The organism is Vallitalea longa (assembly GCF_027923465.1).
Classification (GTDB): Bacteria; Bacillota; Clostridia; order Lachnospirales; family Vallitaleaceae; genus Vallitalea; species Vallitalea longa.
This window is the reverse complement of sequence record NZ_BRLB01000009.1, coordinates 158,793-181,949: the sequence shown is the minus strand read 5'-3', so window position 1 is coordinate 181,949 and position 23,157 is coordinate 158,793. Positions and strand designations below refer to the sequence as shown.

Here is a 23,157-nt window from a genome sequence, read left to right as displayed (position 1 = left end):
TATATTATATTTTATTCTTATGTATTTGTCAATGATTAATTCATCTACTTTATTTTATAAAGTTTTAAGAATTTTTACTATATTTTCTCTTGCTTCCTATTTTGTCATCAAGCAATACTTCATTTAACAATGTTATTATTAATGCAATTAAAGCAGAAAGCCAAAATCCATTGATTTTAATTCCTCCTACCAATTTATCCATTAGCATTATCATCCAAGTGTTAATAACAAAACTAAATATACCAAAACTTATTAGATTGATTGGTAATGTAATTAACATTAACAACGGTTTTATTAAGATGTTTACCAATACAAAAACTAAAGCTGCGATAAAGGCTGTTGATGTATGTTCTAAGCTTACTCCACTAAATACATATTGACTTATGAAAAAAACTAGTACATATAATATATATTTATAACATATTCTATTCACCGCTCATTCTCCTTCATAAATTAGTTTTTGACTTATGATTATGTTTAACATTTGTATTCTTGTTTAATCTAATATATTGCTCTTTTAATAATATTTCCTTATAGTCTTTAATACTATTATTAGGTTCAATATTTCCGAATACATTATAATACATGTCACTCATATTAATCTCTCTCCTTATTTTAAGCTTATCTTTACTATATCTTCTCCTGATTTTACGTCTACTAAATCAAAAGCTTCACAATGCTTTAATTCTCTTAAGACTTCTAAAATATCATTAATTATATTTAATATACTTTTTATACTATATTTTTTCTCTTTAATAGTTATTTCAATATTAGGAACGATAAAGGCAACAATTACTATTAAATCTTGTACGCAGTCTAATAACTCACTAAATATTATGAGGGGAATTGGTATAACTATTTTAGTCTTTTTAGAACGGATGTTAAGCTTAAGTAATTTAGCTCTATTCAACATATATCTTTACCTGAGTTTTTCCATCTTCCTCATCATAAGTCTCAACATCTACAAGAACTGTATCTTCAAGTTCACCAGATTCTAGAGCCCCTAATATTTTATTAAAATCTATTGAGCTTAAATTAATTCCTTTTTCGTTCATCTGCTCTTTAACATCTTCTGGAATCAAATTGTTAGCGTGTGGTAAAATACCTCCTAAAGCTTTAATTAATTTTAATGGTATGTTTACATTAACTTTAGTTTCTCCATTTTCAGTAGTGACTTTAATTCTTAAAAATTTGAACTCTCTCTTCTCTATGGGATTATGATACTCTTGTACTATATTCTCTTCTTTATCTTCAACCTCTCTTAATGCTTGTAATAATTCCATGCCCTCTTCAGCTGTAATTTGACCTTTTTCAATCATCTCAAGAATTTTCTTTTCTTCGCTCATAATAACATCCTTTCATACTATTATTTTTAGACTCATGATTTTTAGTAGCATTAAATCTTTAACTCTTTAATCCTTTCCATTGCTTCTTTCGCAGTTAATTCTCCTGATGCCAGCTGGTCTAAAATTTCTTGCTTTAATTCTTTTAACTCTTTTAATGAATCCATCTTAAGAGAAACTGATTCTCTTCTTTCACTTCTTCTTTTACTTTCATCTTGTAAACCTAATGACTTTATGACAGAATCTAATTTACTTCTAACAGTTGGATATGATATTCCTAATTCTTTTTCTACATCTTTTATATTTCCTCTAGACATAATAAATATATTAATGAACTCTAATTCATCTTTTGGTAGTCTACAGAATTGACAAGGTTTAAATTCTCCTTCTATTGATGTAGAGCAATTAGGGCAATTTAATTTGGTTATTTCTAATTTCTCACCGCATACTGGACATTTCCCTGGTGCTTTATATTTCATTTTCTCACCTTCTTCATATAATCTATTCATTACCTTATATTAATAATATATATTATAATATTAATTTTGTCAATATATATTTTTAATTTATTAATATATATATTAATATATTTAATATGTTTATTAATTATGTTAAAATCTTTAACATTTATTTTTAAAATTAAATCCACATTATAAAATTAAAGTATACTAATTGTTAAATATATTTTTGTACGATATAATGTATATATCAAATTTCAGAAAACATTAACTTACTATACAGATTATTTCTATAGATATCGACTTAGACTTAACTGAAAGGACTGCATAACTATGACTAATAACCCTGATCTCTATTTACAATTTTTTCATAATAATTGTAATGCATTTCTCATAATGCAAAACAAAAAAATTATAGAGTGTAATGATAGTATTGTTAATCTATTTAATTATAATACTAAAAAAGATATTATAGGTGGTTTTAGCTTCATATTATTTCCTAAGCATCAACCGAATGGTATGTCATCCGTTGTAGAATTTCATAAAATACTTAATAGTGTTAAAAATCATTGTAGCAAAACCTTTAACTTTGTTTGTATTAAAAATAATTTTATAGAGTTCGAAGCTGAGATTTCTATAAATAAATATCCAAGTGGAAATGATATCTTATCTTTTATATCTATAAAATGTATCTCAGATTTCACTTATGACAAGCAGCTATTACAATCAGAACAATTCAAAAATTATATTGATGTATCCTCAAACTATTTTGTTGCACTGGATAATACAGGAAAAATAAACTTCATAAATAAATCTCTTGGGTCAATTTTAGCTAATGAAGATAAATATCTTATTGGAAAGAATTGGTTTGATATAGCTTTACCTTTTGACGATAGAATAAGTACATTAAATATATTTAATGACTTGATTTCAGGTAATATGAAAGAAAATGAACAAATATATGCCCAATCTTTATTAACTAAGACTGGTGAAAAAAATATCGTCATGTGGTCCAATTCAATTTTAAAAGACGAGAAGGGTAGTATAATAGGAATACTTAGTTCAGGCCATGATATAACTGATAAGTTACAAATTCAAAGGCAATTGATGGAAGTAGAAACTAATTTCCAGCAACTATTAGAATATATCAACGAAATTTTTTGGGTAAAAAATATAGGAAACAGCAATCTGCTTTATATCAGCACTGCTTATGAACATATTTTCGGTAAAAAATGGGACTGTAAAAATGGTATTGATGATTTTTTTGCCTCAGTTCACCCCTCTGATCTAAATAATGTAAAATCTTCTTATGAAAAATTAGTTAAAATGGGTAGTAATTCCAAATTAGAATTTAGAATCATCAAACCCGATAACAGCATACGCTGGATATATTCAAGAACTTTTCCAGTAAAAGATGCACAAAATAAGATATATAGAATTTTAGGTGTAGCTGAGGATATAACAAAAAGAAAGAATTTGCAGGATAGTTTGTTTAAGATGGCAACTACTGATTACTTAACTGGTTCTTACAATAGACAGCATTTTATTAAAACCGCTGAAGGTTATATTTCATACGCTAGATCAACTAATGAATCTGTATCTTTTCTTATGTTGGATATTGATTATTTCAAAAAAGTTAACGATACATATGGTCACAGTATTGGTGATGAAGTATTAAAAAGATTAGTTGAATCATGTGTCGCTGTACTTGGAGAAAATGATATATTCGGTAGAATCGGTGGAGAGGAATTTGCGATTCTCTTAACTGGTTATACCAAAAAAAATGCATATAGGATTGCAGAAAAGATAAGAAAAAAAATAGAGAAATTAGATTTAAAGATACAAGGACATATAATCAATACCACCATAAGTATTGGTATGTCAATGTTAAGCGAAATCCAATGTGAAGATGACTGTATTAGGTGTTTGTTGAATACTGCAGACAAAGCTTTATATAAGGCTAAAAATACTGGTCGGAATAAAACAGTTATCTATTCATCTACTATGGAATAGAAATATTATACATATAATACTCTATTTATATAACCATTGTTATATGTGGTACAGTTTATTTTGAACTGTACCACTTTGTAATTTAGTTATCTTAAATCCATTATAATTTCATAGATAATCCTATTCTTTTTTTCTTAACATCTACTTTTATAACTTTTACATTAACAATATCCCCTACAGATACTACCTCCAAAGGATGTTTAATATATTTATCGGCCATCTCTGATATGTGCACCAATCCATCTTGATGTACTCCAATATCAACGAAAGCTCCAAAATCTATAACGTTTCTCACCGTACCTTTTAATACCATACCTTCTTTTAGGTCTTCCATTTCCAATACATCAGTTCTGAGAATCGGTTTTGGCATTTCTTCTCTTGGATCACGTCCAGGTTTTTCTAGTTCTTTTATTATATCTCTTAAGGTTGGTACCCCTACTCCTAATTTTTCAGACATACCTTGTATATCTTTTATTTTGTTATTTATTCCATTAATATTTTTATTATTAAGATCTTCAAGAGTATTTCCTATTTCATCAATTAGTTGTTCAGTAGCCAAATAAGTTTCTGGGTGAACACCTGTATTATCTAATGGATTATTTCCATCTATGATTCTTAGAAATCCTGCACATTGTTCATATGCTTTTGGTCCCAATTTAGCAACTTTCAACAATTGTTTACGATTTTTAAATTTACCTTCCGTTTCTCTATAGCCAACAATATTCTTTGCTATTGTTTTACTTATACCAGAAATATATTGTAATAGAGATGGTGAAGCAGTATTGAGGTCTACTCCTACTTTATTAACACTGTCTTCAACTACACCTGTTAATGTTTCTCCTAATTTTTTTTGGTTCATATCGTGTTGGTATTGTCCTACTCCAATGGATTTTGGATCGATTTTAACTAATTCAGCTAAAGGGTCTTGTAACCTTCTTCCTATTGATACTGCACTTCTAAGTGCCACATCAAATTGAGGAAATTCCTCCGTACCAAGTTTTGAAGCAGAATATACTGAAGCCCCGGCCTCATTTACTATTATATAATGAATATCTTTATCGATTTCTTTTAACATATCTGCTACAAATAATTCTGATTCTCTAGAAGCAGTACCATTACCAATAGCTAATAAATCCACATCATGTTCTTTTATTAAAGATTTCAATTTTTTCTTTGCTTCTACAGTTTTATTCTGTGGTGGTGTCGGATAAACAACTGTTGTATCAAGTACTTTCCCTGTACCATCAATTACAGCAATTTTACATCCAGTTCTAAAAGCTGGATCAAGTGCTAGTACTACTTTACCAACAATTGGTGGTTGCATTAATAATTGGTCTAAGTTTTTACCAAAAACTTTTATTGCACCTTCTTCTGCATTTTCTGTTAGATCTGATCTTATTTCTCTTTCGATAGCTGGTGAAATCAATCTTTTGTAACTATCTGAAATAACTTCTTCCAATATAGGTGTCGTATATTGATTTTCTTCTCTAACTATTTTATTTCTAAGATATCTATTGATTTCTATAATAGGAGATTCTATTTTTACTACTAGAACTTTTTCCTTTTCACCTCTGTTAATTGCTAATATTCTATGAGGTGCTATCTTTTTAATGTCTTCTTCATATTCGTAATACATCTCATATACTGACTCAGCTTGTTTATCTTTTGCTTTAACAATTAATTTTCCTTTTGAGAAAGTTCTTTTCCTTATTTCTTTTCTATAATCAGCTTCATCAGATATCATTTCAGCTAATATATCTTTTGCTCCATTAATAGCATCATCTATTGTTTTAACACCCTTTTCCTCATTTATATATTCAGCAGCAATATCTGTAACAGGTGTCTTTAGATTCTGCATCCATATTTTTATAGCTAATGGTTCCAAGCCTTTCTCTTTAGCTATAGTAGCTCTAGTCCTTCTTTTTGGTCTATATGGTCTATATAAATCATCCACTTCTACAAGCGTTTTAGCTAATAGTATAGATGTTTCCAATTCTTTAGTTAATTTCCCTTGTTCATTAATACTAGCAATAACCTGTTCTTTTTTTGCTTCTAAATTTCTTAAATACGTAAGACGGTCATGAAAATCCCTTAATATTTCATCACTTAAAGAACCTGTCATTTCCTTACGGTATCTAGCTATAAAAGGAATTGTATTACCTTCATCAATTAATTTGACCGTTGCTTCTACCTGCCAACTTTTTATACCTAATTCCTTTTCTAGTACTTTTAAAATATCCATAACATAATAACTCCTTTACTGTAAACTCTAATAATTATTATATCTTAATAGCACTTACGGTACAAGGATTTTCCTTATTAAAAACACGTCTTATAGTATTAAAGGCTTAAGCTAAAGAATAAACATATAAAAAAAGCTACCTCTAAAAGAGATAACTTTTAATATTATAAGCAAATTATTTTATTGATTAGAATCTGTCTTTAAATCCATCATGAATAGCATTTAAAGCTCTATCAGTATCTTTCTCGTTAATTAGTATCGAAATCTTAATTTCAGATGTTGATATCATCTTGATATTGATATCAGTATCATATAAACTTTCAAACATTACTGCTGCTACACCTGGATTAGATGCCATACCAGCTCCAACTATAGATACTTTTGATACTGTATCATCATATTCGATTCTTTCCCCAGATATTCTTGTAAGATTATCTTGTAAGATAGCTTTTGCATCTTCTAATGAATCTCTTGGAACTGTGAAAGATATATCCTTAGTATTATTTCTACCGATTGATTGTAAAATAATATCAACATTAATATTATGTTTAGCAAGTATAGAAAATAGTCCAAACGCCTTTCCTGGTTCATCTTTAATACCAATTACTGCAATTCTAGCAACATTTTTGTCAGCAGCTACACCACTTACCAACATTTTTTCCATTTTACATTCCTCCCTAACAATAGTTCCTTCTGCTTTTGTCAAGCTTGAGCGCACTACTAATTCTACACCATATTTTTTGGCAAGTTCTACTGAACGATTGTGAAGAACTTTTGCACCAAGTGAAGCTAATTCCAACATCTCGTCATAAGTAATTTCATCTAACTTAACTGCATCTTTGACAATTCTTGGATCAGCTGTATAAACACCATCTACATCTGTGAATATCTCACATTTATCAGCATTAAGTGCTGCAGCTAATGCTACTGCTGTAGTATCAGAGCCACCTCTGCCTAATGTAGTTATATCATCATATTTATTTACTCCTTGAAATCCAGTTACAAGGACAATATTCTTTCTTTCAAGTTCTGAATTGATTCTCTCTGCATCTATTCTTTTTAGCCTTGCATTACTATACACTGATGTAGTATGCATCTTTACTTGAAAAGCATTAAGTGAGATTGCAGGGTATCCTAGATTTTGTAATGCCATAGCCATAAGTGATACAGACTGTTGTTCTCCTGTAGTTAATATCATATCCATTTCTCTTCTTGAAGGATTTGGATTAATTTCTTTTGCTTTCTTTATCAAATGATCAGTAGTATCACCTTGTGCAGATAAAACTACTACTACTTTATGACCTTTTTTGTAATCTTCTAATATTCTTTCTGCAACATTGTATACTCTTTCTTTGTTAGCTACAGAACTACCGCCAAATTTCTTTACAATTAACAAGTTGTTTCCTCCTCTTTAGGTATCTAATTAGTATATGTTTTATTTTAAGAAATAGTCCATTAATTCGTGCCCTTTAATGAATACATTACCCGTTGTTTTACAAGATTCCTCATTGTATTCTGCATCGGATTCAATTAAATTAGAGCTGTCATATATTAAATAAGGTACCGGTTTATTTGTATGTGTCCTAATAGCTAGAGGTGTTGGATGGTCAGGTAGTATCAGTATCTTATAGTCTTCTTTTATGTTGTCAAGTTCTTCCTTTATGTATCTGACAACTTTCTGGTCTATAAGTTCTATTGATTTAACTTTATTATCTATTTCTCCTCTATGTCCACATTCATCTGGTGCTTCCATGTGTACATACACAAAATCTTCACCACTTTTTAAAACTTCAACTGCTGCTTTTGCCTTTCCTTCAAAGTTAGTATTAATATTACCTGTAACACCTTCAACTTCAATATTTTTCATATCTGCAGCTATAGCAATTCCTTTTAATAAATCAACCGCTGATATCATAGCACCTTTTTTATGGTATTTATCATAAAAAGAATTTAATGATGGTTTTGTGCCTTCCCCCCAAATCCATATAGAATTTGCAGGTCTTAATCCTTTTTCTTTTCTCTTTATATTAATTGGATGTTCCTTCAAAAGTTCATAACTCAACTTCATCATTTGTTCTATTTTATCCGAATTAGTTCCTTTTGGCAAATAATCTTTAATATTTCTTTCTAGTATATCATGAGGTGGTGTAAGATTAACATCAGTACTTCCCCCATGCCATATTATTGCATGTCTATAGCTGGTACCACTATAGAACATAATTTTATCATTACCTAAATATTTTTCTAGATATTTAACTAATTCATCTGCTTCTTCTGTTGTAATCTCATCAGAACTGTGGTCAATAATGGTTTTGTCTTCGTATGATCCTTCTTCGCTTAATGTAACTAAATTACATCTAAAGCTTACATCGCCCTCTTCCATATTAGCACCAATACTTAATGCCTCAAGTGGTGATCTGCCAGTATAATATTTTTGGGGATCATATCCTAGAACTGATAGATTAGCAGTATCACTTCCTGGTGTTAACCCGTCTGGAATAGTCTTGACTAATCCGATTTCACTATATTTTGCTAAAGAGTCTATATTAATTTTATTGGCCACTTGTAATGGTGTTTTATTACCTAATTGTTTTACTGGCTCATCAGCCATACCGTCACCTAATATTACAACATATTTCATATATATCATCCCTTCGCTGTCTAACGGCAATTACATTTTAAAAATTATTTGTCTATACGTATGACACTTAATACTTCTGTTGCTACACCTTTAGTTTTTAATTCATCTAATTTATTTCTTAGAATTCCTTCTTTTTCTGCATTTGTAACAAAAGCTACTTCATCTTGTATGTTTTCTATTTTTATATATTCAACATCACCAAATATATCAGCTACTTGATTTCTTACTGTTTTAACATTTTCAGGTACTAATCTAATAAAGCATCTTGATAGGACATTATCAACGCTCATCAATTCCATTTTTTTCGTACTCCATAATGATACTATGTTTCTGCCAAGATGTTTTACTGCATCAACTATGTCAGCCACAACAGCACTTGCAGTAGGAAGTTTACCTGCGCCTTTTCCATAGAACATAACGTCACCGATAACATTTCCTTTTACATATATTGCATTGAACACTCCATTGACATTAGATAATGGATGATCTTTTCCTATCATCATTGGTGAAACCATGGCATAGACTTTTTCATCTAATTTTTTACTTGTAGCCAATAGTTTAATATCGCATCCTAGTTTTTTAGCATATATCATATCAACATCTGATATTTTTGTTATACCTTCTGTATATATGTCTTCAAAATCAACTTGCATACCGAAAGCAAGTGATGAAAGTATTGCGATTTTTCTACATGCATCAAATCCTTCTACATCAGCTTCTGGATTTCTTTCCGCATAACCTTTTTCTTGCGCTTCTTTTAGTACAGTCTTAAAATCAAGTCCTTCATCCGCCATTTTACTAAGTATAAAATTAGTTGTACCGTTTAGTATTCCAGTTATTTCGTATATTTCATCAGCAGTTAGTGATTGATTAAGAGGTCTTATAATAGGTATTCCACCACCAACACTTGCTTCAAATAAAAAATTAATATTCTTGTCTCTTGCTATCTGTAGTAATTCTGCTCCATGACGAGCTACTAATTCTTTGTTAGAAGTAACAACACTTTTTCCTTTTAAAAGTGCTTTTTTAACAAAAGTATATGCTGGTTCAATACCACCCATAACTTCTGCTATGACCTTTACACTGTCATCATTTAGTATATCTTCGTAATCTTTTGTCAGTATGTCTTCAATTGGTGTTCCTGGAAAATCTCGTAAATCTAATACATATTTTAACTTGATTTTTTTTCCTGCTCTTTTATTAATGCTTTCTTTATTTGTTGTTAGGACTTCTACTACTCCTGAACCAACTGTTCCATATCCTAATATTGCAACGTTTACCATTTATTTCACTCCCTAGCTAATATTTTTACTTGATGTATTCCTTCGTGACTTTCTAATGACGTAATCATTTCTTGTATATCACCAGATGTCGGAAGTATTTCCATACTTAATGTTATATTGGCAACACCGTTAATTGGTATTGTTTGATGTATCGTCAGTATATTTGCCTTATATTCGGCAATCATATTTAGTATGCATGATAATAGTCCTGGTTCATCATCAAGACCTAAAGAGACAGTAATAGCTCTTCCTCTCGAATTATCATAGAATGGGAATATAGTGTCTTTGTATTTATAGAACGAGCTACGGCTTATCCCAACAGAGTCTACTGCTTCTTGTATCGTTATGGCTTTTTCTTTTTCTAGAAGTTTCTTTGCTTGAACAACTTTAAGAAAGACTTCGGGTAAAGCTTTTTTCTTTATTATATAATATCTGGCTGTATCAGGCATTCCATCACCTTCTGTTTTCGTATTAAATACATTTGTTTTTATAAGGGAGATTATAACATGAAGTTAATAAAAATTCAAGAGATATGTATAAAATATGTTAAAATTTTATTATTTGCATTAAGTAGAGTAGTTTAAAAATGGGGACTAGATGAAATAGTAAGAGTATTGAATAGAGCTACTTATTAGAAATTATTACACAAGATTTTTTCTTTAATAAAAAAATCTTGTGTTTTTGTTAAACACAAGATTATAATCCATTCTATATTTTTATACTATTTTATTTTGAATGCACAACTTATGTATAATTATTCTTGCTCCTTTGTTACTTTATCAAGTTCTAAATGTTCTTCTTCCGACATTATCAAGTCAATATCTAGTAATATTACCATTCTTTTATCCATTTTTGCAATGCTTTTTATATATTTTCTATTAATTCCTGTGACAATTTTGGGAGCTTCTTCAATATTGTCATCTTCAATATTCAATATCTCTTGGACGGAGTCAACTATAAAACCGATTTTCATGTTATTGGTAACTGTTACAATAATTTTAGTATTTTCGTCGACTTCTCTTTCTGTGAGATTGAATTTTTTTCTTAAGCTGTAAACTGGTAATACGTTACCCCTAAGATTAATGATACCTGTTATATACTCTGGAGTATTGGGTGTTTTTACAACTTCTTGATATTTTTCAATTGTTATAACCTTCATTATATCTAACCCGTATTCTTCTTTATCAAGTTTAAATATAACTTGTTGCATTGTAGACATATCTTTCACTCCTTTTGTAATTTTTATGACATCATATTTGGATATCTAAGTTTACTTACTTTTTATTTAGCGGCTAACCATTGTAAATAGGCATTAATGAATAAGTCTATTTTTCCATCCATGACACTTTGCACATTTCCTGTTTCTTCGTTAGTTCTATGATCTTTTACCATACTGTATGGATGCATTACATATGAACGTATTTGGCTACCCCAACCTATTTCCTTTACTTCCCCTCTTATACCTTCCATTTTTTTCATTTGTTCTTGTCGTCGTATTTCATATAGTTTAGCTTTTAACATTTTTAAAGCTCTATCTTTGTTTTTATGTTGTGAACGTTCGTTTTGACATTGAACTACTACACCTGTAGGTATATGAGTTATTCTAACTGCTGAATCTGTTTTGTTGATATGCTGTCCTCCAGCTCCACTTGCACGATAAGTATCTATTTTCAATTCATCATCATTTATTTCCATATCAATATCATCATCTAATTCAGGTAATACATCAAGTGACGCAAAGGAAGTATGTCTTCTGCCAGATGAATCAAATGGAGATATTCTAACTAAACGATGAACTCCTTTTTCTGATTTCAGGTAACCATATGCGTTCTCACCATTAACTTGAATAGTCACAGATTTAACTCCTGCTTCTTCACCATCTAGATAATCAAGTGTTTCTATTTTATACCCTTTATCATCAGCCCATCTTGTATACATCCTTAGTAGCATACTTACCCAGTCACATGCTTCTGTTCCACCAGCACCTGCATGTAAAGATATTATAGCATTATTGCTATCGTATTCTCCTGATAAAAGAGTTTTTGTTTTTAACTGTTCATAGTCATTTATGAATTTTTTAAGAGAAGATGTTATTTCTTGAACAATATCACTATCTTCTTCTTCCATACCCATTTCAATCAATGTTTCTATATCTTCATATTCTTGAACAAGACTATCATAGTTTTGTACTTTATCCTTTAGTTGTTTTATTTCTTTTAACACCTTGCCTGAATTTTCTGCATCAGCCCAGAATTCTTCTGAAGCAGTTTTCATGTCTAGCTCTTCTATTTTGTTTTTCACGTTAACTAAGTCAAAGTGAAACACTCATTTCATCTAATTTTTCTTTATATGCTTGTAATTCTAATTTGCTTTGTTCTAATTCCAGCATTCTATCACCTCTATTAATAATTGTTATTTTTATATTTTAAGGATAATGGAGATTAGTTATTGATTAAAAAAATCACCAATAGACCTTAAAAATTATTTATATATGGGAAAAGTTACAATATACCCTATACTTAGCTGGAACTTTCCCCACATATAATTATATTTATTTATTTTGTCCACAACAATATTTGTATTTTTTTCCACTTCCACATGGGCATGGCTCGTTTCTTCCAATTTTTCTTTCTTTTCTTCTAACTGGTTGTTTGACTACTTTTTCTTCTCCTCTATTGGTTGAAGTTACTTTTGCAACTCTTTCTCTTTCTATTTTTCTTGCAGGTCTTATACGGTATAGAGCTCTTAGAGTTGTTTCCTGTATGTTATTTGACATTTCTTCAAACATATCAAATCCAATGAATTTATATTCTACAAGTGGATCTCTTTGTCCATATGCACGTAGTCCGATACCTTGTCGCATTTGGTCCATATTGTCAATATGGTCCATCCATTTTTGGTCAACGGATTTTAGTAATATGACACGTTCTGCTTCACGCATTAATTCTTCATCATCGAACTCTTGCTCTTTTTCTTCATAGAGTTTAATTGCTTTATCATATAATAATTTTTTGAATTTTTCTTTTGTTAATGCTTCTCTCTCTTCTTGTGTTGTACTAATGGATTTAATTGGTATAATCTCATTTAGAGATTCCATTAATCCTGGTAAATCCCATTCATCAAATTCTTGATCTTCTCCAGCATGAGAATCAACAAATCTTCCGATAACTTCTTCAATCATCTTCATGACGTAGTCTCTCATATTGTCGCCTTCTAGAACTTTTTTCCTTTCACCGTATATGATTTCTCTTTGCTCATTCATAACTTGGTCATAATCCAATAAGTGTTTTCTTATTGAGAAGTTATTACCCTCAACTTTTTTCTGTGCTTTCTCTATAGCATTAGATAAAATACCTGCTGCTATAGGTTCACCTTCTGGAAGACGCAACCTAGTTACTGTAGCTTGCATTCTTTCAGAACCAAATAAACGCATTAAATCATCATCCAATGATATATAGAATTTAGATTCACCTGGGTCACCTTGACGTCCTGAACGACCTCTTAACTGATTATCGATACGTCTTGATTCATGTCGCTCTGTACCTATTATCTTAAGTCCACCAACTTCAACAACACCTTCACCTAATTTAATATCTGTACCACGACCAGCCATATTTGTAGCTATGGTAACAGATTTTTTTTGTCCAGCATTGGCAACAATTTCTGCTTCTCTTTCATGATACTTGGCATTAAGTACTTTATGTTGAACACCTTTTTTTCTAAGTAGCTTACTCAACTCTTCTGATGATTCTATTGTTATAGTACCTACCAAAACAGGCTGTCCTCTGTCATAACATTCAGCAATATCGTTAATTACTGCATTTACTTTTTCTTGATGTGACTTATACACTTGGTCTGGTTGATCTTTCCTTATAACAGGTTCATTTGTTGGTATAGCAATTACATCCATACCATATATTTCTCTGAATTCTTCTTCTTCAGTTAAAGCTGTACCTGTCATACCAGATTTTTTATCATATTTATTGAAGTAGTTTTGGAAAGTTATAGTAGCAAGTGTTTTACTTTCTCTTCTTACTCTTACACCTTCTTTTGCTTCTATCGCTTGATGTAATCCGTTAGAATATCTTCTTCCTGGCATTAAACGACCAGTAAATTCATCTACTATTACGATTTCTTCTTCTTTTATTACATAGTCTTTATCTAAAAACATAGTATTATGTGCTTTTAATGCTAATATAACATGGTGTTGTATTTCCATATTTTCAGGATCAGCCAAGTTTTCAATCTGGAAAAACTGTTCAACTTTTTTAATCCCATCAGCAGTCAATGATACTGATTTTGTTTTTTCATCTACTACGAAGTCCCCTTCTTCTTGTATTTCTTCATTAAGGAGAGCACTCATTTTGGATATTTCTCCAATTACTCGTCCTTTTTTCAATCTTCTAGCTATGATATCAGCCTGTTGATAAAGATGAGTAGATTTACTACTACTTCCAGATATTATCAATGGTGTTCTGGCTTCATCAATCAACACAGAGTCAACCTCGTCGATTACAACGTAATTAAGCTCTCTCTGTACCATTTCTTTTTTATAGATAACCATATTATCTCTTAGGTAATCAAAACCAAATTCATTATTAGTCCCATATGTGATATCACAGTTATAAGCTTCTCTTCTTTCAGTATTATCTATTCCATTGACTATAACCCCTACTGATAGACCTAGAAATTCATGTATTCTTCCAATGTTTTCGGCGTCACGTTTTGCCAAATAATCGTTTACTGTTACTACATGGACTCCTTTTCCTTCTAGAGCATTAAGATATGCTGCAAATGGAGCTACATAAGTTTTACCTTCACCAGTTTTCATTTCTGCTATTCTTCCTTGGTGAAGTATGATAGCACCTATAAGCTGTACTCTATAAGGTCTTATATCTACTGTACGTTTTTGTGCTTCTCTAACAACTGCATATGCTTCTACTAATATATCGTCTAAAGTTTCTCCATTTTTTAATCTTTCTTTGAATTCATTAGTTTTGTTAGTCAACTGGTCGTCTGTCAGTTTTTCCATTTCTGGTTCAAGAGCTTCTATTTGACTTACAAGGGGCATTATTCTTTTGATTTCTTTATCGCTATGATTTCCAAATATCTTTTCTAAAATTTTCATCTATCTTCACCTTCCGAATTTAATTTATATTATAATCATATATTTAAAATCGGGTTATCCTTATCATTCATTTTGTTTAATTTTACCTTATATTTAATATAATTACCATTCCTACACAATTTATAGTTATCTTTAAAATATTTTTCTAAAGAAACATTATCATACACATAAACTGTTGTCACTATCTGATTGGTATTATTATAAATCTCTCCTGTATCAAGATCAAATTTATAATCATTATCTATTCTAATAGGATTATATGTATTATCATGATTCATACATATAAATCTATGATTTTCAACTTTATTACTTAAATAATTTTGTATTAATTCATATAGATGGATTAATTTTTCTTTATTATTGATTTGCTTATCCATCTTGTTCTCTAATTGCTTAATTACGCTCTGACCTAAAACTTGCTCCAACTTCCATTGTCCAGTGGTACGTATGGGTAAAGTGAAATTGTTTTGTACTTGAATAATATTAGCATGTGAAACAAATGCTGATGGTAGACAAATAGCATATATCAATAAAATACCAGAAATGGTTATATATTTCCTACATAACTTACCCATAGTTGGACCTCCTAATAATATATATTTGATTTATTTCAATGTAACTTATAGACTCTCAATATTTTACCACTAATCTATAGATAATTCAACTTCTACCTATTACTGTTCACATTAAATTAATTTTTATATCATATTTCTAAATATTGACATTAAAAATGGAACCCTAGGGTTCCATTTTTTTATTAAAGTGTTGGTTCAATTAAACCATACGCACCATTTTTTCTTTTATATACCACATTGACTTCATCTGTATCACCGTTCATGAATACAAAAAAGTCATGTCCCAATAAATCCATTTGTAAGCAAGCTTCCTCAACATCCATTGGCTTCATTGCAAATCTTTTGGTCCTTACTATCTCAATCTTCTTATCATCTACTTCTTCTTCTATAGTCTCATTTACAAAATCTTTCTTGAATGTTGTTCCATGATGCCTTGAGATCAATTTGTTTTTATGTTTTAGAAGTTGTCTTTCTAATACATCAACTACTTTATCTATAGCAGTATACATATTTTCGGCTGACTCTTCTGCTCTGATAATACTACCTTTTATTGGAATCGTCACCTCTATGATATGTCTTAGTTTTTGAACACTCATTGTTATCTGAGCTTCATTATCCGGAGTAAAATATTTATCCATCTTACTCAACTTATCGATAGTTGCTTCCCTTAATGCTTTGGTAATTTCTATGTTTTTTCCACTTATGATGTAGCGCATACTACCAACTCCTTCCAATATGTCATAGACTTTTAAATATTATAGTCTATATTATTATATTCGATATTCAATTAATAAATCCTTTTTTAGTATATTAATTTTTATTTATTGTAATTCGTAATTTTCTGCTAAATAAAATAGATTTATGCTTTTTCATGTGGATAATTATCTCATTTTATTTTATAAAAGCCATAATTTCTGTGGATAATGTGCATAACTCTGTGAATAACCAAATTTAGTATCAATTTTTAGCTGAAAAATGTGGATACTTATCAACAGTAATATTTTATGTAAACAAGCAATTATCTGACAATTCATTATAACTTCATAAAATTATTTTATATACATGAAAACTTAATATTAGATATTATAAGCATAAGGAAAAATATGTAACAAAAAATGGCTCCTGCACAATCAGAAACCATTTTTTATAATCAGTATTAAACTCTATCTTTTACAAAATAATGAGTGTGAAGTAATTTATGAGATAACTCACTCATTGGTTCTCCTAGATATTGTTCGTATAAAGCAGTAATTGATGGATTTTCATGTGATTTTCTTATAGCTTTATTACTATCAACTTCATAGATAGCAGCCATACGTTTCTTAAGAATATCCGAGTTACCGTGATGATAAGGTTGACCTCCACCACCGATACATCCACCTGGACATGCCATAATTTCAATAGCATGTAAGTTTCTAGGATTACCGCTTTCAATTTCTTCTAATAATTTTCTAGCATTACCTAAACCATGAGCAATACCAATATTCAATGTAAAGTCATCCATTTGAACTGATGCAACTCTGACACCGTCAAATCCTCTTAATTCTTCAAAATCAACTTTTTCTAATGATTTACCAGTGTGAATTTCGTAAGCTGTTCTTGTAGCAGCTTCAATTACTCCACCTGTAGAACCGAAGATAACAGCAGCACCTGTTGATTCTCCTAATGGATTGTCGAATTCTGATTCTTCTAATTCCATTAAGTTAAGGTTAGCTCTCTTAATTAAATGAGCTAATTCTCTTGTTGAAATAGAAATATCTACATCTGGATTTCCATCAACTTTAAATTCATCTCTAGCTGCTTCAAATTTCTTAGCTAAACAAGGCATAACTGATACTACAACCATTTTCTCTCTAGGTATATTCATCTTTTCTGCTAAGAATGATTTTGCTACTGCACCAAACATTTGTTGAGGTGATTTAGCTGATGATGGAATATCAATCAATTCTGGGAATTGACTTTCAATAAAGTTAACCCAAGCAGGACAACATGATGTTAATATTGGTAATGGTACGTCTTTATCTCCTGCCAAGAATCTATTGAGTCTTCCTAATAATTCTGTTCCTTCTTCCATAATTGTTAAGTCAGCTGCAAAATCTGTATCAAATACACGATTGAATCCTAAAGATTTTAATGCAGTTACCATTTGACCTGTAACAATTGTACCTGGTTCTTGACCGAATTCTTCACCAATAGCAACTCTTACAGCTGGAGCTGTTTGAACTACTACAAATTTATCTGGATCAGCTAATGCTTCTACAACTTTCCAAGTATGGTCGTTTTCTGTTAATGCACCTACTGGACAGACTGCAACACATTGTCCACAATGAGTACATACAGTTTCTGACAATGGTGATTCGAATGCTGGAGATACAACTGCATCAAATCCTCTGTTAATTCCGGATAATGCACCAACAGTTTGAACTTCATTACACATTGTTTCACATCTTCTACACATAATACATTTATCCATATCTCTTATTATAGCTGGAGAATGGTCTAGTTTATATGTTGATTGAGAGTCACCTGTTACTCTTATTTCTCTAACTCCAAATTTTTCTGCTAGGTCTTGTAATTCGCATTGACCTGATTTAGCACAAGTCAAACAATCTTTTGGATGGTCTGATAATAATAACTCTAATACTGTTTTTCTTGCTTCTAGAACTCTGATTGTATTTGTTCTAACAACCATACCATCAACTGCTGGTGTAGCACATGAAGGAGCTAGATTTCTTCTTCCCTCAACTTCTACAACACAGATACGACATGAAGCTGTTTTATTAACCATTTTTGTATCATGCAAATCTAAATGACATAATGTTGGAATATCAATGCCTAACTTTTTAGCAGCATCTAATATAGTACTACCTTTTGGCACATGTACTTCTTTACCATCAATAGTAATTTTTACCTCTGACATTAGGTTACACTCCTTTTCTAGATTATATAAAGTATTCACTTTTATTATTTCTTAATAATTGCTCCGAATTTACATTTATCCATACAAGCACCACATTTGATACATTTTTCTTGGTCGATAGTATGTGGATGTTTAACAGTACCTGAAATAGCATTAGCTGGACAGACTCTTGAGCATGCAGTACAACCAATACATTTATCTTCTTGAATATAATATTTCAATAATTTCTTACAGTTACCTGCTGGACATGTTTTATCTTTAACGTGAGCTACATATTCATCCCAGAATATATCCAATGTAGATAATACTGGGTTAGGTGCTGTTTGACCTAAGCCACAAAGAGCTGTATCTTTAATTACACGACTTAATCTCTTAAGCTCGTCTAAGTGCTCCATTGTACCTTTTCCTGTAGTAATTAATTCTAATAGTTCAGCTAGACGTTTAGTTCCAATACGACAAGGTGTACATTTACCACAAGATTCTTCTTCTGTGAATTCTAGATAGAATTTAGCTACTGCTGGCATACAGTTATCTTCGTCCATAACAATCATACCACCAGAACCCATCATAGATCCTTTTGCAATTAAGTTATCAAAATCTATAGGTGTATCTAAGTCTTTTTCTGTTAAGCAACCACCTGAAGGACCACCTGTTTGAACAGCTTTGAATTTCTTTCCGTTCTTGATTCCTCCACCGATATCATAGATAACTTCTCTAAGTGTTGTTCCCATAGGAACTTCGATAAGTCCAACATTATTGATTTTACCTGCTAAGGCAAATACTTTTGTTCCTTTTGATTTTTCTGTACCTATTTTATTGAACCAATTTGCACCTTTTAATATAATAACTGGAATATTAGCAAATGTTTCTACGTTATTAACATTAGTAGGCTTGCCCCAATATCCTGATTCCGCTGGGAATGGTGGCTTAGTAGTTGGTTCTCCACGTAGACCTTCCATAGAATGGATAAGTGCTGTCTCTTCCCCACATACGAATGCTCCTGCACCATATGTAAGTTCTATATCAAATTCAAAACCAGTACCCATGATATCAGTACCTAACAATCCTGCTTCTCTTGCATCATCAATAGCTTTCTGAAGACGTTTGATTGCTAGTGGGTACTCTGCACGAATATATACTTTACCTTTTGTAGCTCCAATAGAATAACCACAGATTGACATAGCTTCTACAATACTATGTGGGTCTCCTTCAAGGATAGAACGGTCCATAAATGCACCTGGGTCTCCCTCATCGGCATTACATACTACATATTTTTGATCTGCTTCATATCTACTAGCAAATTCCCACTTTAATCCTGTTGGGAATCCTCCGCCTCCACGGCCTCTAAGTCCAGATTCCTTAACTACATTAATAACTTCTTTTGGAGTCATTTCAGTTAATACTTTTCCTAATGCATGATATCCATCACGTGCAATGTATTCTTCAATATTACTTGGATCTATGAAACCACAGTTTCTAAGTGCAATACGCATTTGTTTTTTATAGAAATCCATATGCTTGGAATTACTAACTTTTTCTTCTGTTTCAGGATCTTCGTATAATAATCTTTCTACTTTTCTACCTTTTACAATATGCTCTTTTACAATTTCTTCAGCATCTTCTGGTTGTACTTGAACATAAAATGTATTATCTGGTTCAATTTTTACAACTGGACCTTTTTCACAGAAACCGAAACAACCTGTTTTCAGTACCTTAACCTCTTGGTCCATATTGTTGATTTTTAACTGTTCGTTTAGATTATCAACTATTTTATCAGAATTCGCAGATTTACATCCTGTACCTCCGCAAACTAATATATGCATTTTATAGTTAGACATCTTTTGAGCCTCCTAACTTTTTTTATTCAATAGTTTTATGAGTTACAGGGATTATTCCATCAATTAACTCGCCATTTTTAATATGTTTTTCAATAACCTCTTTTGCTCTATCTATTGTTACATTACCATATACCACTGGTTCACTATTAGGCATAGTAACTTCTATTGTTGGTTCAGCATAACAATATCCCATACAACCAGTTTGAGTTACAACTACATTCTTGATTCCTTGTTTTGCCAAATCATCAATTATGAAGTTCATAACTTCTCTAGCACCTGAAGCTATACCACATGTTGCCATAGCAACTTTAACTTGTACTAATTTATCAATATTTTCGCCTTTTTCTCTTAATTCTACATTTGACTGAACTTTTTCTTTGATTTTTTTTAGCTCTTCAAATGATTTGATTTTTGCCATTATTTTTCCTCCTTTATATACATTGAACTAGAATCTTCAAAATAAAATCAAGTGTTTATACCTATTAAGAATTATATATAATCTCATAACTATACTTTTGTTCAATATATTTATTTGGCTAACAAGTTGAATTTACTTAATATTCAATCAATTTCATTCAACTTATATAGGATTACACTTATTTGTATTCTGCAAGAATATCTTTGATCATATCTGGAGTTACACGACCATAGACTTTATCGCCAACCATAACAACTGGAGCAAGTCCGCAAGCCCCTACACAACGGAGTGATTGAAGGGAAAATTTGCCATCTTCTGTTGTTTCTCCAACATCAATTTTTATTTCTTTTTTGATTTCATTAAGAACATCTTCAGCACCTCTAACATAACAAGCTGTACCCATACATACTGAAATGTTATGTTCACCTTTTGGTGTCATTGTAAAGTAAGAATAGAAAGTAACTACTCCATAAACTTTTGCTGTTGAAATTTTTAATTTTTTCCCTACAAATTTTTGAACTTCTTTTGGTAAGTATCCAAAAATTCCTTGTGCCTTGTGTAATACACGTATTAGTTCACCTTTTGTAGTTGGCATTGCATCAATATACTGCTCCAATTCCTGGAACTTTTCATCTGTTAATGCTGTGTTAGCTGCCATTTGCTTACCTCCTTATTATATAATGTAAATGATTAACAAATTATAGTAATTTATTAATTATAAACCAAAGTTATATATTTAACACGAAAATCTACATTTTTACCATTTTCTGGTGTTATATTATATTAATCTTTTTTTTTCTACATATTTTACATCCGATTATCTAAATATAAGTTAATATAATTAAATGTTTCAATCAATCAGCTTTATTTAATAAAGTATACGAGTAATAAAACTTAATAAATAAAGTTATATAATTTTTCCATGTTTAAATATGCGATAATGTGTTTAATTAATAACATTTAAATACCTGCTAATTTCAATATTCATTGATTTAATGATATAAATCAAACTATTTTATGAGTTAAAAAAATTGATAAATGTATATTTATTAACTTATTTTTTTATTAAGTAAAATAAATATTTTTAACAATTTTTTAATCTACAATTACTGATCATCTTTATTAATTAAATATGTTAAATATTGATTCAATATTTTTTTCTTTAACTTCTAAATAATTTTTAGTAATGCCAATATACCCCAACTCGTGGGCGTCTGAAGATTGTATAATCTGATAGTCTTTGTACTGTTTCTTATAAACATCTAAGTTAGAAAATCTAGAAATTTCAAGTATAGAAGTATTCAAGTCGTCTGGGATGAATCCTAAGTTAGATAAAATACTATAGCTAGGCCTATCAATATGAGCGGGAACTGCTATACCATTATTGTCCTTAATTAATTTTATTACTTCATTTAATGATAATAATGTTGATATCAATAGGAATCTATCTAATTCCTTCATTATATCATCATTCTCATTCAGGACATATTGATTACCAACTACATTAGGTTTATTTTTAATATAAGGCAACTTACTATATATAATGTTTTGAACATTGTATACACTTTGTAAGTTTGGAAATAAACCAATAACGTGTATTTCTTCTTTTGTCTCAATTTCAATACCTGGAATAACAATAATATCTTTACCTCTCGCTACTTTCATAACTGCCTCAAGATTCTCAGCAGTATTATGGTCCGTTATGGCAATAGCATCTAGCTCATTAATTAATGCCATATTTACGATATTATTAGGTGTCATGCTATCATCACCACAAGGTGAAAGAGCTGTATGAATATGGAAATCATAGTATAATTTCATAAAACCGCTCCATATAATAATTATAATTTTGTTAATATTTTATCAATTATAACATACACATATCGGAGTTATTATAACAAAAATAGTATTAAAAGTAAAGAAACTATATCTCTTTTATTTGTTTTCTATAACACTTTTATTATACCATGAAAATCAAGTTTTTCAACAAAAAAACATAATATAATAAGTAAATTAATACCAATAATTGTATAATTTTTCTATTAGCTGATGTATTATTTTTTATCTTAAGGAATTATTTTTTTTTCTTTTTTTTATTAATATATTGTGAAATATTTATTTTGAAAATAAATTTATTATATAGGTATTTTAATGCATACTTCATTTAATAAAGTATGTGCTATGGAAATCTCAAGAAAAATTATTATGAGTGAATTTTTATTTCTAAACAAAAGAGACTATGCCTTGTTCTGCAAAACGGATTTGTCCGTCAGGAAATTTTCCTTAGCACATATGAAA

21 protein-coding genes are annotated in these 23,157 nt (G+C 30.2%); 1 reads left to right on the top strand and 20 read right to left on the bottom strand.

The annotated features are described in order from the left end of the window. Positions 1 to 64: 64 nt before the first annotated feature. From QMG30_RS14890 to QMG30_RS14870, 5 genes are read right to left on the bottom strand one after another with little or no spacing between them, the layout of a single operon-like run. Positions 65 to 433 carry a phage holin family protein gene (locus QMG30_RS14890; protein WP_281816695.1) on the bottom strand — a complete coding sequence of 123 codons (369 nt, stop codon included), beginning with the start codon at positions 431 to 433 and terminating at the stop codon, positions 65 to 67. Positions 434 to 446: 13 nt separating this feature from the next. Beyond that, positions 447 to 596: a hypothetical protein gene (locus tag QMG30_RS14885; protein ID WP_281816694.1), complete on the bottom strand. Its 150-nt coding sequence runs from the start codon at positions 594 to 596 to the stop codon at positions 447 to 449. A gap of 14 nt (positions 597 to 610) precedes the next feature. Then, entirely contained in the window at positions 611 to 913 is a 303-nt protein-coding gene (locus QMG30_RS14880; RefSeq protein WP_281816692.1) for a hypothetical protein, read from the bottom strand. Beyond that, the gene (locus QMG30_RS14875; protein ID WP_281816690.1) at positions 903 to 1,346 is read right to left on the bottom strand and encodes an SHOCT-like domain-containing protein; all 444 of its coding nucleotides are present in this window, start codon (positions 1,344 to 1,346) and stop codon (positions 903 to 905) included. The genes QMG30_RS14880 and QMG30_RS14875 overlap by 11 nt, the downstream gene beginning before the upstream one ends. 50 nt (positions 1,347 to 1,396) lie before the next feature. Continuing rightward, entirely contained in the window at positions 1,397 to 1,822 is a 426-nt protein-coding gene (locus QMG30_RS14870) for a DUF2089 domain-containing protein (protein ID WP_281816687.1), read from the bottom strand. A 375-nt stretch (positions 1,823 to 2,197) separates the two neighbouring features. Here QMG30_RS14870 and QMG30_RS14865 point away from each other — a divergent pair, with 375 nt between their 5' ends. After that, entirely contained in the window at positions 2,198 to 3,814 is a 1,617-nt protein-coding gene (locus tag QMG30_RS14865; RefSeq protein ID WP_281816685.1) for a sensor domain-containing diguanylate cyclase, read from the top strand. Between the two features lie 100 nt (positions 3,815 to 3,914). On the opposite strand, the gene QMG30_RS14860 is transcribed toward QMG30_RS14865, so the two are convergent. The 15 genes from QMG30_RS14860 to QMG30_RS14790 form a co-directional block, all read right to left on the bottom strand. Continuing rightward, positions 3,915 to 6,056 carry a Tex family protein gene (locus tag QMG30_RS14860; RefSeq protein WP_281816683.1) on the bottom strand — a complete coding sequence of 714 codons (2,142 nt, stop codon included), beginning with the start codon at positions 6,054 to 6,056 and terminating at the stop codon, positions 3,915 to 3,917. 187 nt (positions 6,057 to 6,243) lie between these two features. Then, complete coding sequence (locus tag QMG30_RS14855; protein WP_281816682.1) at positions 6,244 to 7,452, bottom strand: aspartate kinase; 1,209 nt, start codon at positions 7,450 to 7,452, stop codon at positions 6,244 to 6,246. A gap of 39 nt (positions 7,453 to 7,491) precedes the next feature. Beyond that, on the bottom strand, positions 7,492 to 8,697 hold the full coding sequence (locus QMG30_RS14850; RefSeq protein ID WP_281816680.1) for a cofactor-independent phosphoglycerate mutase: 1,206 nt from the start codon (positions 8,695 to 8,697) through the stop codon (positions 7,492 to 7,494). A 44-nt stretch (positions 8,698 to 8,741) separates the two neighbouring features. Further along, complete coding sequence (locus tag QMG30_RS14845) at positions 8,742 to 9,980, bottom strand: homoserine dehydrogenase (protein WP_281816677.1); 1,239 nt, start codon at positions 9,978 to 9,980, stop codon at positions 8,742 to 8,744. 5 nt (positions 9,981 to 9,985) lie between these two features. Continuing rightward, complete coding sequence (locus QMG30_RS14840; RefSeq protein WP_281816674.1) at positions 9,986 to 10,429, bottom strand: ACT domain-containing protein; 444 nt, start codon at positions 10,427 to 10,429, stop codon at positions 9,986 to 9,988. A 305-nt stretch (positions 10,430 to 10,734) separates the two neighbouring features. Further along, positions 10,735 to 11,199 (bottom strand): chemotaxis protein CheW, encoded by a 465-nt coding sequence (locus QMG30_RS14835; protein ID WP_281816671.1) that lies wholly within the window; start codon positions 11,197 to 11,199, stop codon positions 10,735 to 10,737. A gap of 62 nt (positions 11,200 to 11,261) precedes the next feature. Next, positions 11,262 to 12,369, bottom strand: a protein-coding gene (gene prfB / locus QMG30_RS14830) for a peptide chain release factor 2 (protein WP_281816670.1) whose coding sequence is annotated in 2 segments (ribosomal slippage) — positions 11,262 to 12,293 and positions 12,295 to 12,369 — 1,107 coding nt in all. Because the reading frame shifts where the segments join, the coding sequence is not laid out codon by codon here. Positions 12,370 to 12,531: 162 nt separating this feature from the next. After that, positions 12,532 to 15,108: a preprotein translocase subunit SecA gene (gene secA / locus QMG30_RS14825; protein ID WP_281816667.1), complete on the bottom strand. Its 2,577-nt coding sequence runs from the start codon at positions 15,106 to 15,108 to the stop codon at positions 12,532 to 12,534. A gap of 35 nt (positions 15,109 to 15,143) precedes the next feature. Continuing rightward, positions 15,144 to 15,683: a hypothetical protein gene (locus tag QMG30_RS14820; protein WP_281816665.1), complete on the bottom strand. Its 540-nt coding sequence runs from the start codon at positions 15,681 to 15,683 to the stop codon at positions 15,144 to 15,146. A gap of 182 nt (positions 15,684 to 15,865) precedes the next feature. Then, on the bottom strand, positions 15,866 to 16,399 hold the full coding sequence (hpf, locus tag QMG30_RS14815; RefSeq protein WP_281816664.1) for a ribosome hibernation-promoting factor, HPF/YfiA family: 534 nt from the start codon (positions 16,397 to 16,399) through the stop codon (positions 15,866 to 15,868). Positions 16,400 to 16,839: 440 nt separating this feature from the next. Next, positions 16,840 to 18,603 carry an NADH-dependent [FeFe] hydrogenase, group A6 gene (locus tag QMG30_RS14810; protein WP_281816662.1) on the bottom strand — a complete coding sequence of 588 codons (1,764 nt, stop codon included), beginning with the start codon at positions 18,601 to 18,603 and terminating at the stop codon, positions 16,840 to 16,842. A gap of 44 nt (positions 18,604 to 18,647) precedes the next feature. Beyond that, complete coding sequence (locus QMG30_RS14805) at positions 18,648 to 20,441, bottom strand: NADH-quinone oxidoreductase subunit NuoF (RefSeq protein WP_281816659.1); 1,794 nt, start codon at positions 20,439 to 20,441, stop codon at positions 18,648 to 18,650. A 22-nt stretch (positions 20,442 to 20,463) separates the two neighbouring features. Then, positions 20,464 to 20,859, bottom strand: a complete 396-nt coding sequence (locus QMG30_RS14800; protein ID WP_281816657.1) for a (2Fe-2S) ferredoxin domain-containing protein — start codon at positions 20,857 to 20,859, stop codon at positions 20,464 to 20,466. A gap of 178 nt (positions 20,860 to 21,037) precedes the next feature. Further along, positions 21,038 to 21,517, bottom strand: a complete 480-nt coding sequence (gene nuoE, locus QMG30_RS14795; RefSeq protein ID WP_281816656.1) for an NADH-quinone oxidoreductase subunit NuoE — start codon at positions 21,515 to 21,517, stop codon at positions 21,038 to 21,040. A gap of 464 nt (positions 21,518 to 21,981) precedes the next feature. Continuing rightward, entirely contained in the window at positions 21,982 to 22,680 is a 699-nt protein-coding gene (locus QMG30_RS14790) for a PHP domain-containing protein (RefSeq protein WP_281816654.1), read from the bottom strand. Positions 22,681 to 23,157 lie beyond the last annotated feature (477 nt).

Coding starts and splice junctions, on each gene's coding strand:
- hpf (WP_281816664.1), bottom strand. CDS start 16,399: ATGCGCTACATCATAAGTGGAAAAAACATAGAAATTACCAAAGCATTA.
- nuoE (WP_281816656.1), bottom strand. CDS start 21,517: ATGGCAGCTAACACAGCATTAACAGATGAAAAGTTCCAGGAATTGGAG.
- QMG30_RS14805 (WP_281816659.1), bottom strand. CDS start 20,441: ATGTCTAACTATAAAATGCATATATTAGTTTGCGGAGGTACAGGATGT.
- QMG30_RS14790 (WP_281816654.1), bottom strand. CDS start 22,680: ATGAAATTATACTATGATTTCCATATTCATACAGCTCTTTCACCTTGT.
- QMG30_RS14800 (WP_281816657.1), bottom strand. CDS start 20,859: ATGGCAAAAATCAAATCATTTGAAGAGCTAAAAAAAATCAAAGAAAAA.
- QMG30_RS14880 (WP_281816692.1), bottom strand. CDS start 913: ATGTTGAATAGAGCTAAATTACTTAAGCTTAACATCCGTTCTAAAAAG.
- QMG30_RS14860 (WP_281816683.1), bottom strand. CDS start 6,056: ATGGATATTTTAAAAGTACTAGAAAAGGAATTAGGTATAAAAAGTTGG.
- QMG30_RS14875 (WP_281816690.1), bottom strand. CDS start 1,346: ATGAGCGAAGAAAAGAAAATTCTTGAGATGATTGAAAAAGGTCAAATT.
- QMG30_RS14885 (WP_281816694.1), bottom strand. CDS start 596: ATGAGTGACATGTATTATAATGTATTCGGAAATATTGAACCTAATAAT.
- QMG30_RS14820 (WP_281816665.1), bottom strand. CDS start 15,683: ATGGGTAAGTTATGTAGGAAATATATAACCATTTCTGGTATTTTATTG.
- QMG30_RS14835 (WP_281816671.1), bottom strand. CDS start 11,199: ATGTCTACAATGCAACAAGTTATATTTAAACTTGATAAAGAAGAATAC.
- QMG30_RS14810 (WP_281816662.1), bottom strand. CDS start 18,603: ATGTCAGAGGTAAAAATTACTATTGATGGTAAAGAAGTACATGTGCCA.
- secA (WP_281816667.1), bottom strand. CDS start 15,108: ATGAAAATTTTAGAAAAGATATTTGGAAATCATAGCGATAAAGAAATC.
- QMG30_RS14840 (WP_281816674.1), bottom strand. CDS start 10,429: ATGCCTGATACAGCCAGATATTATATAATAAAGAAAAAAGCTTTACCC.
- QMG30_RS14870 (WP_281816687.1), bottom strand. CDS start 1,822: ATGAAATATAAAGCACCAGGGAAATGTCCAGTATGCGGTGAGAAATTA.
- QMG30_RS14850 (WP_281816680.1), bottom strand. CDS start 8,697: ATGAAATATGTTGTAATATTAGGTGACGGTATGGCTGATGAGCCAGTA.
- QMG30_RS14845 (WP_281816677.1), bottom strand. CDS start 9,980: ATGGTAAACGTTGCAATATTAGGATATGGAACAGTTGGTTCAGGAGTA.
- QMG30_RS14865 (WP_281816685.1), top strand. CDS start 2,198: ATGCAAAACAAAAAAATTATAGAGTGTAATGATAGTATTGTTAATCTA.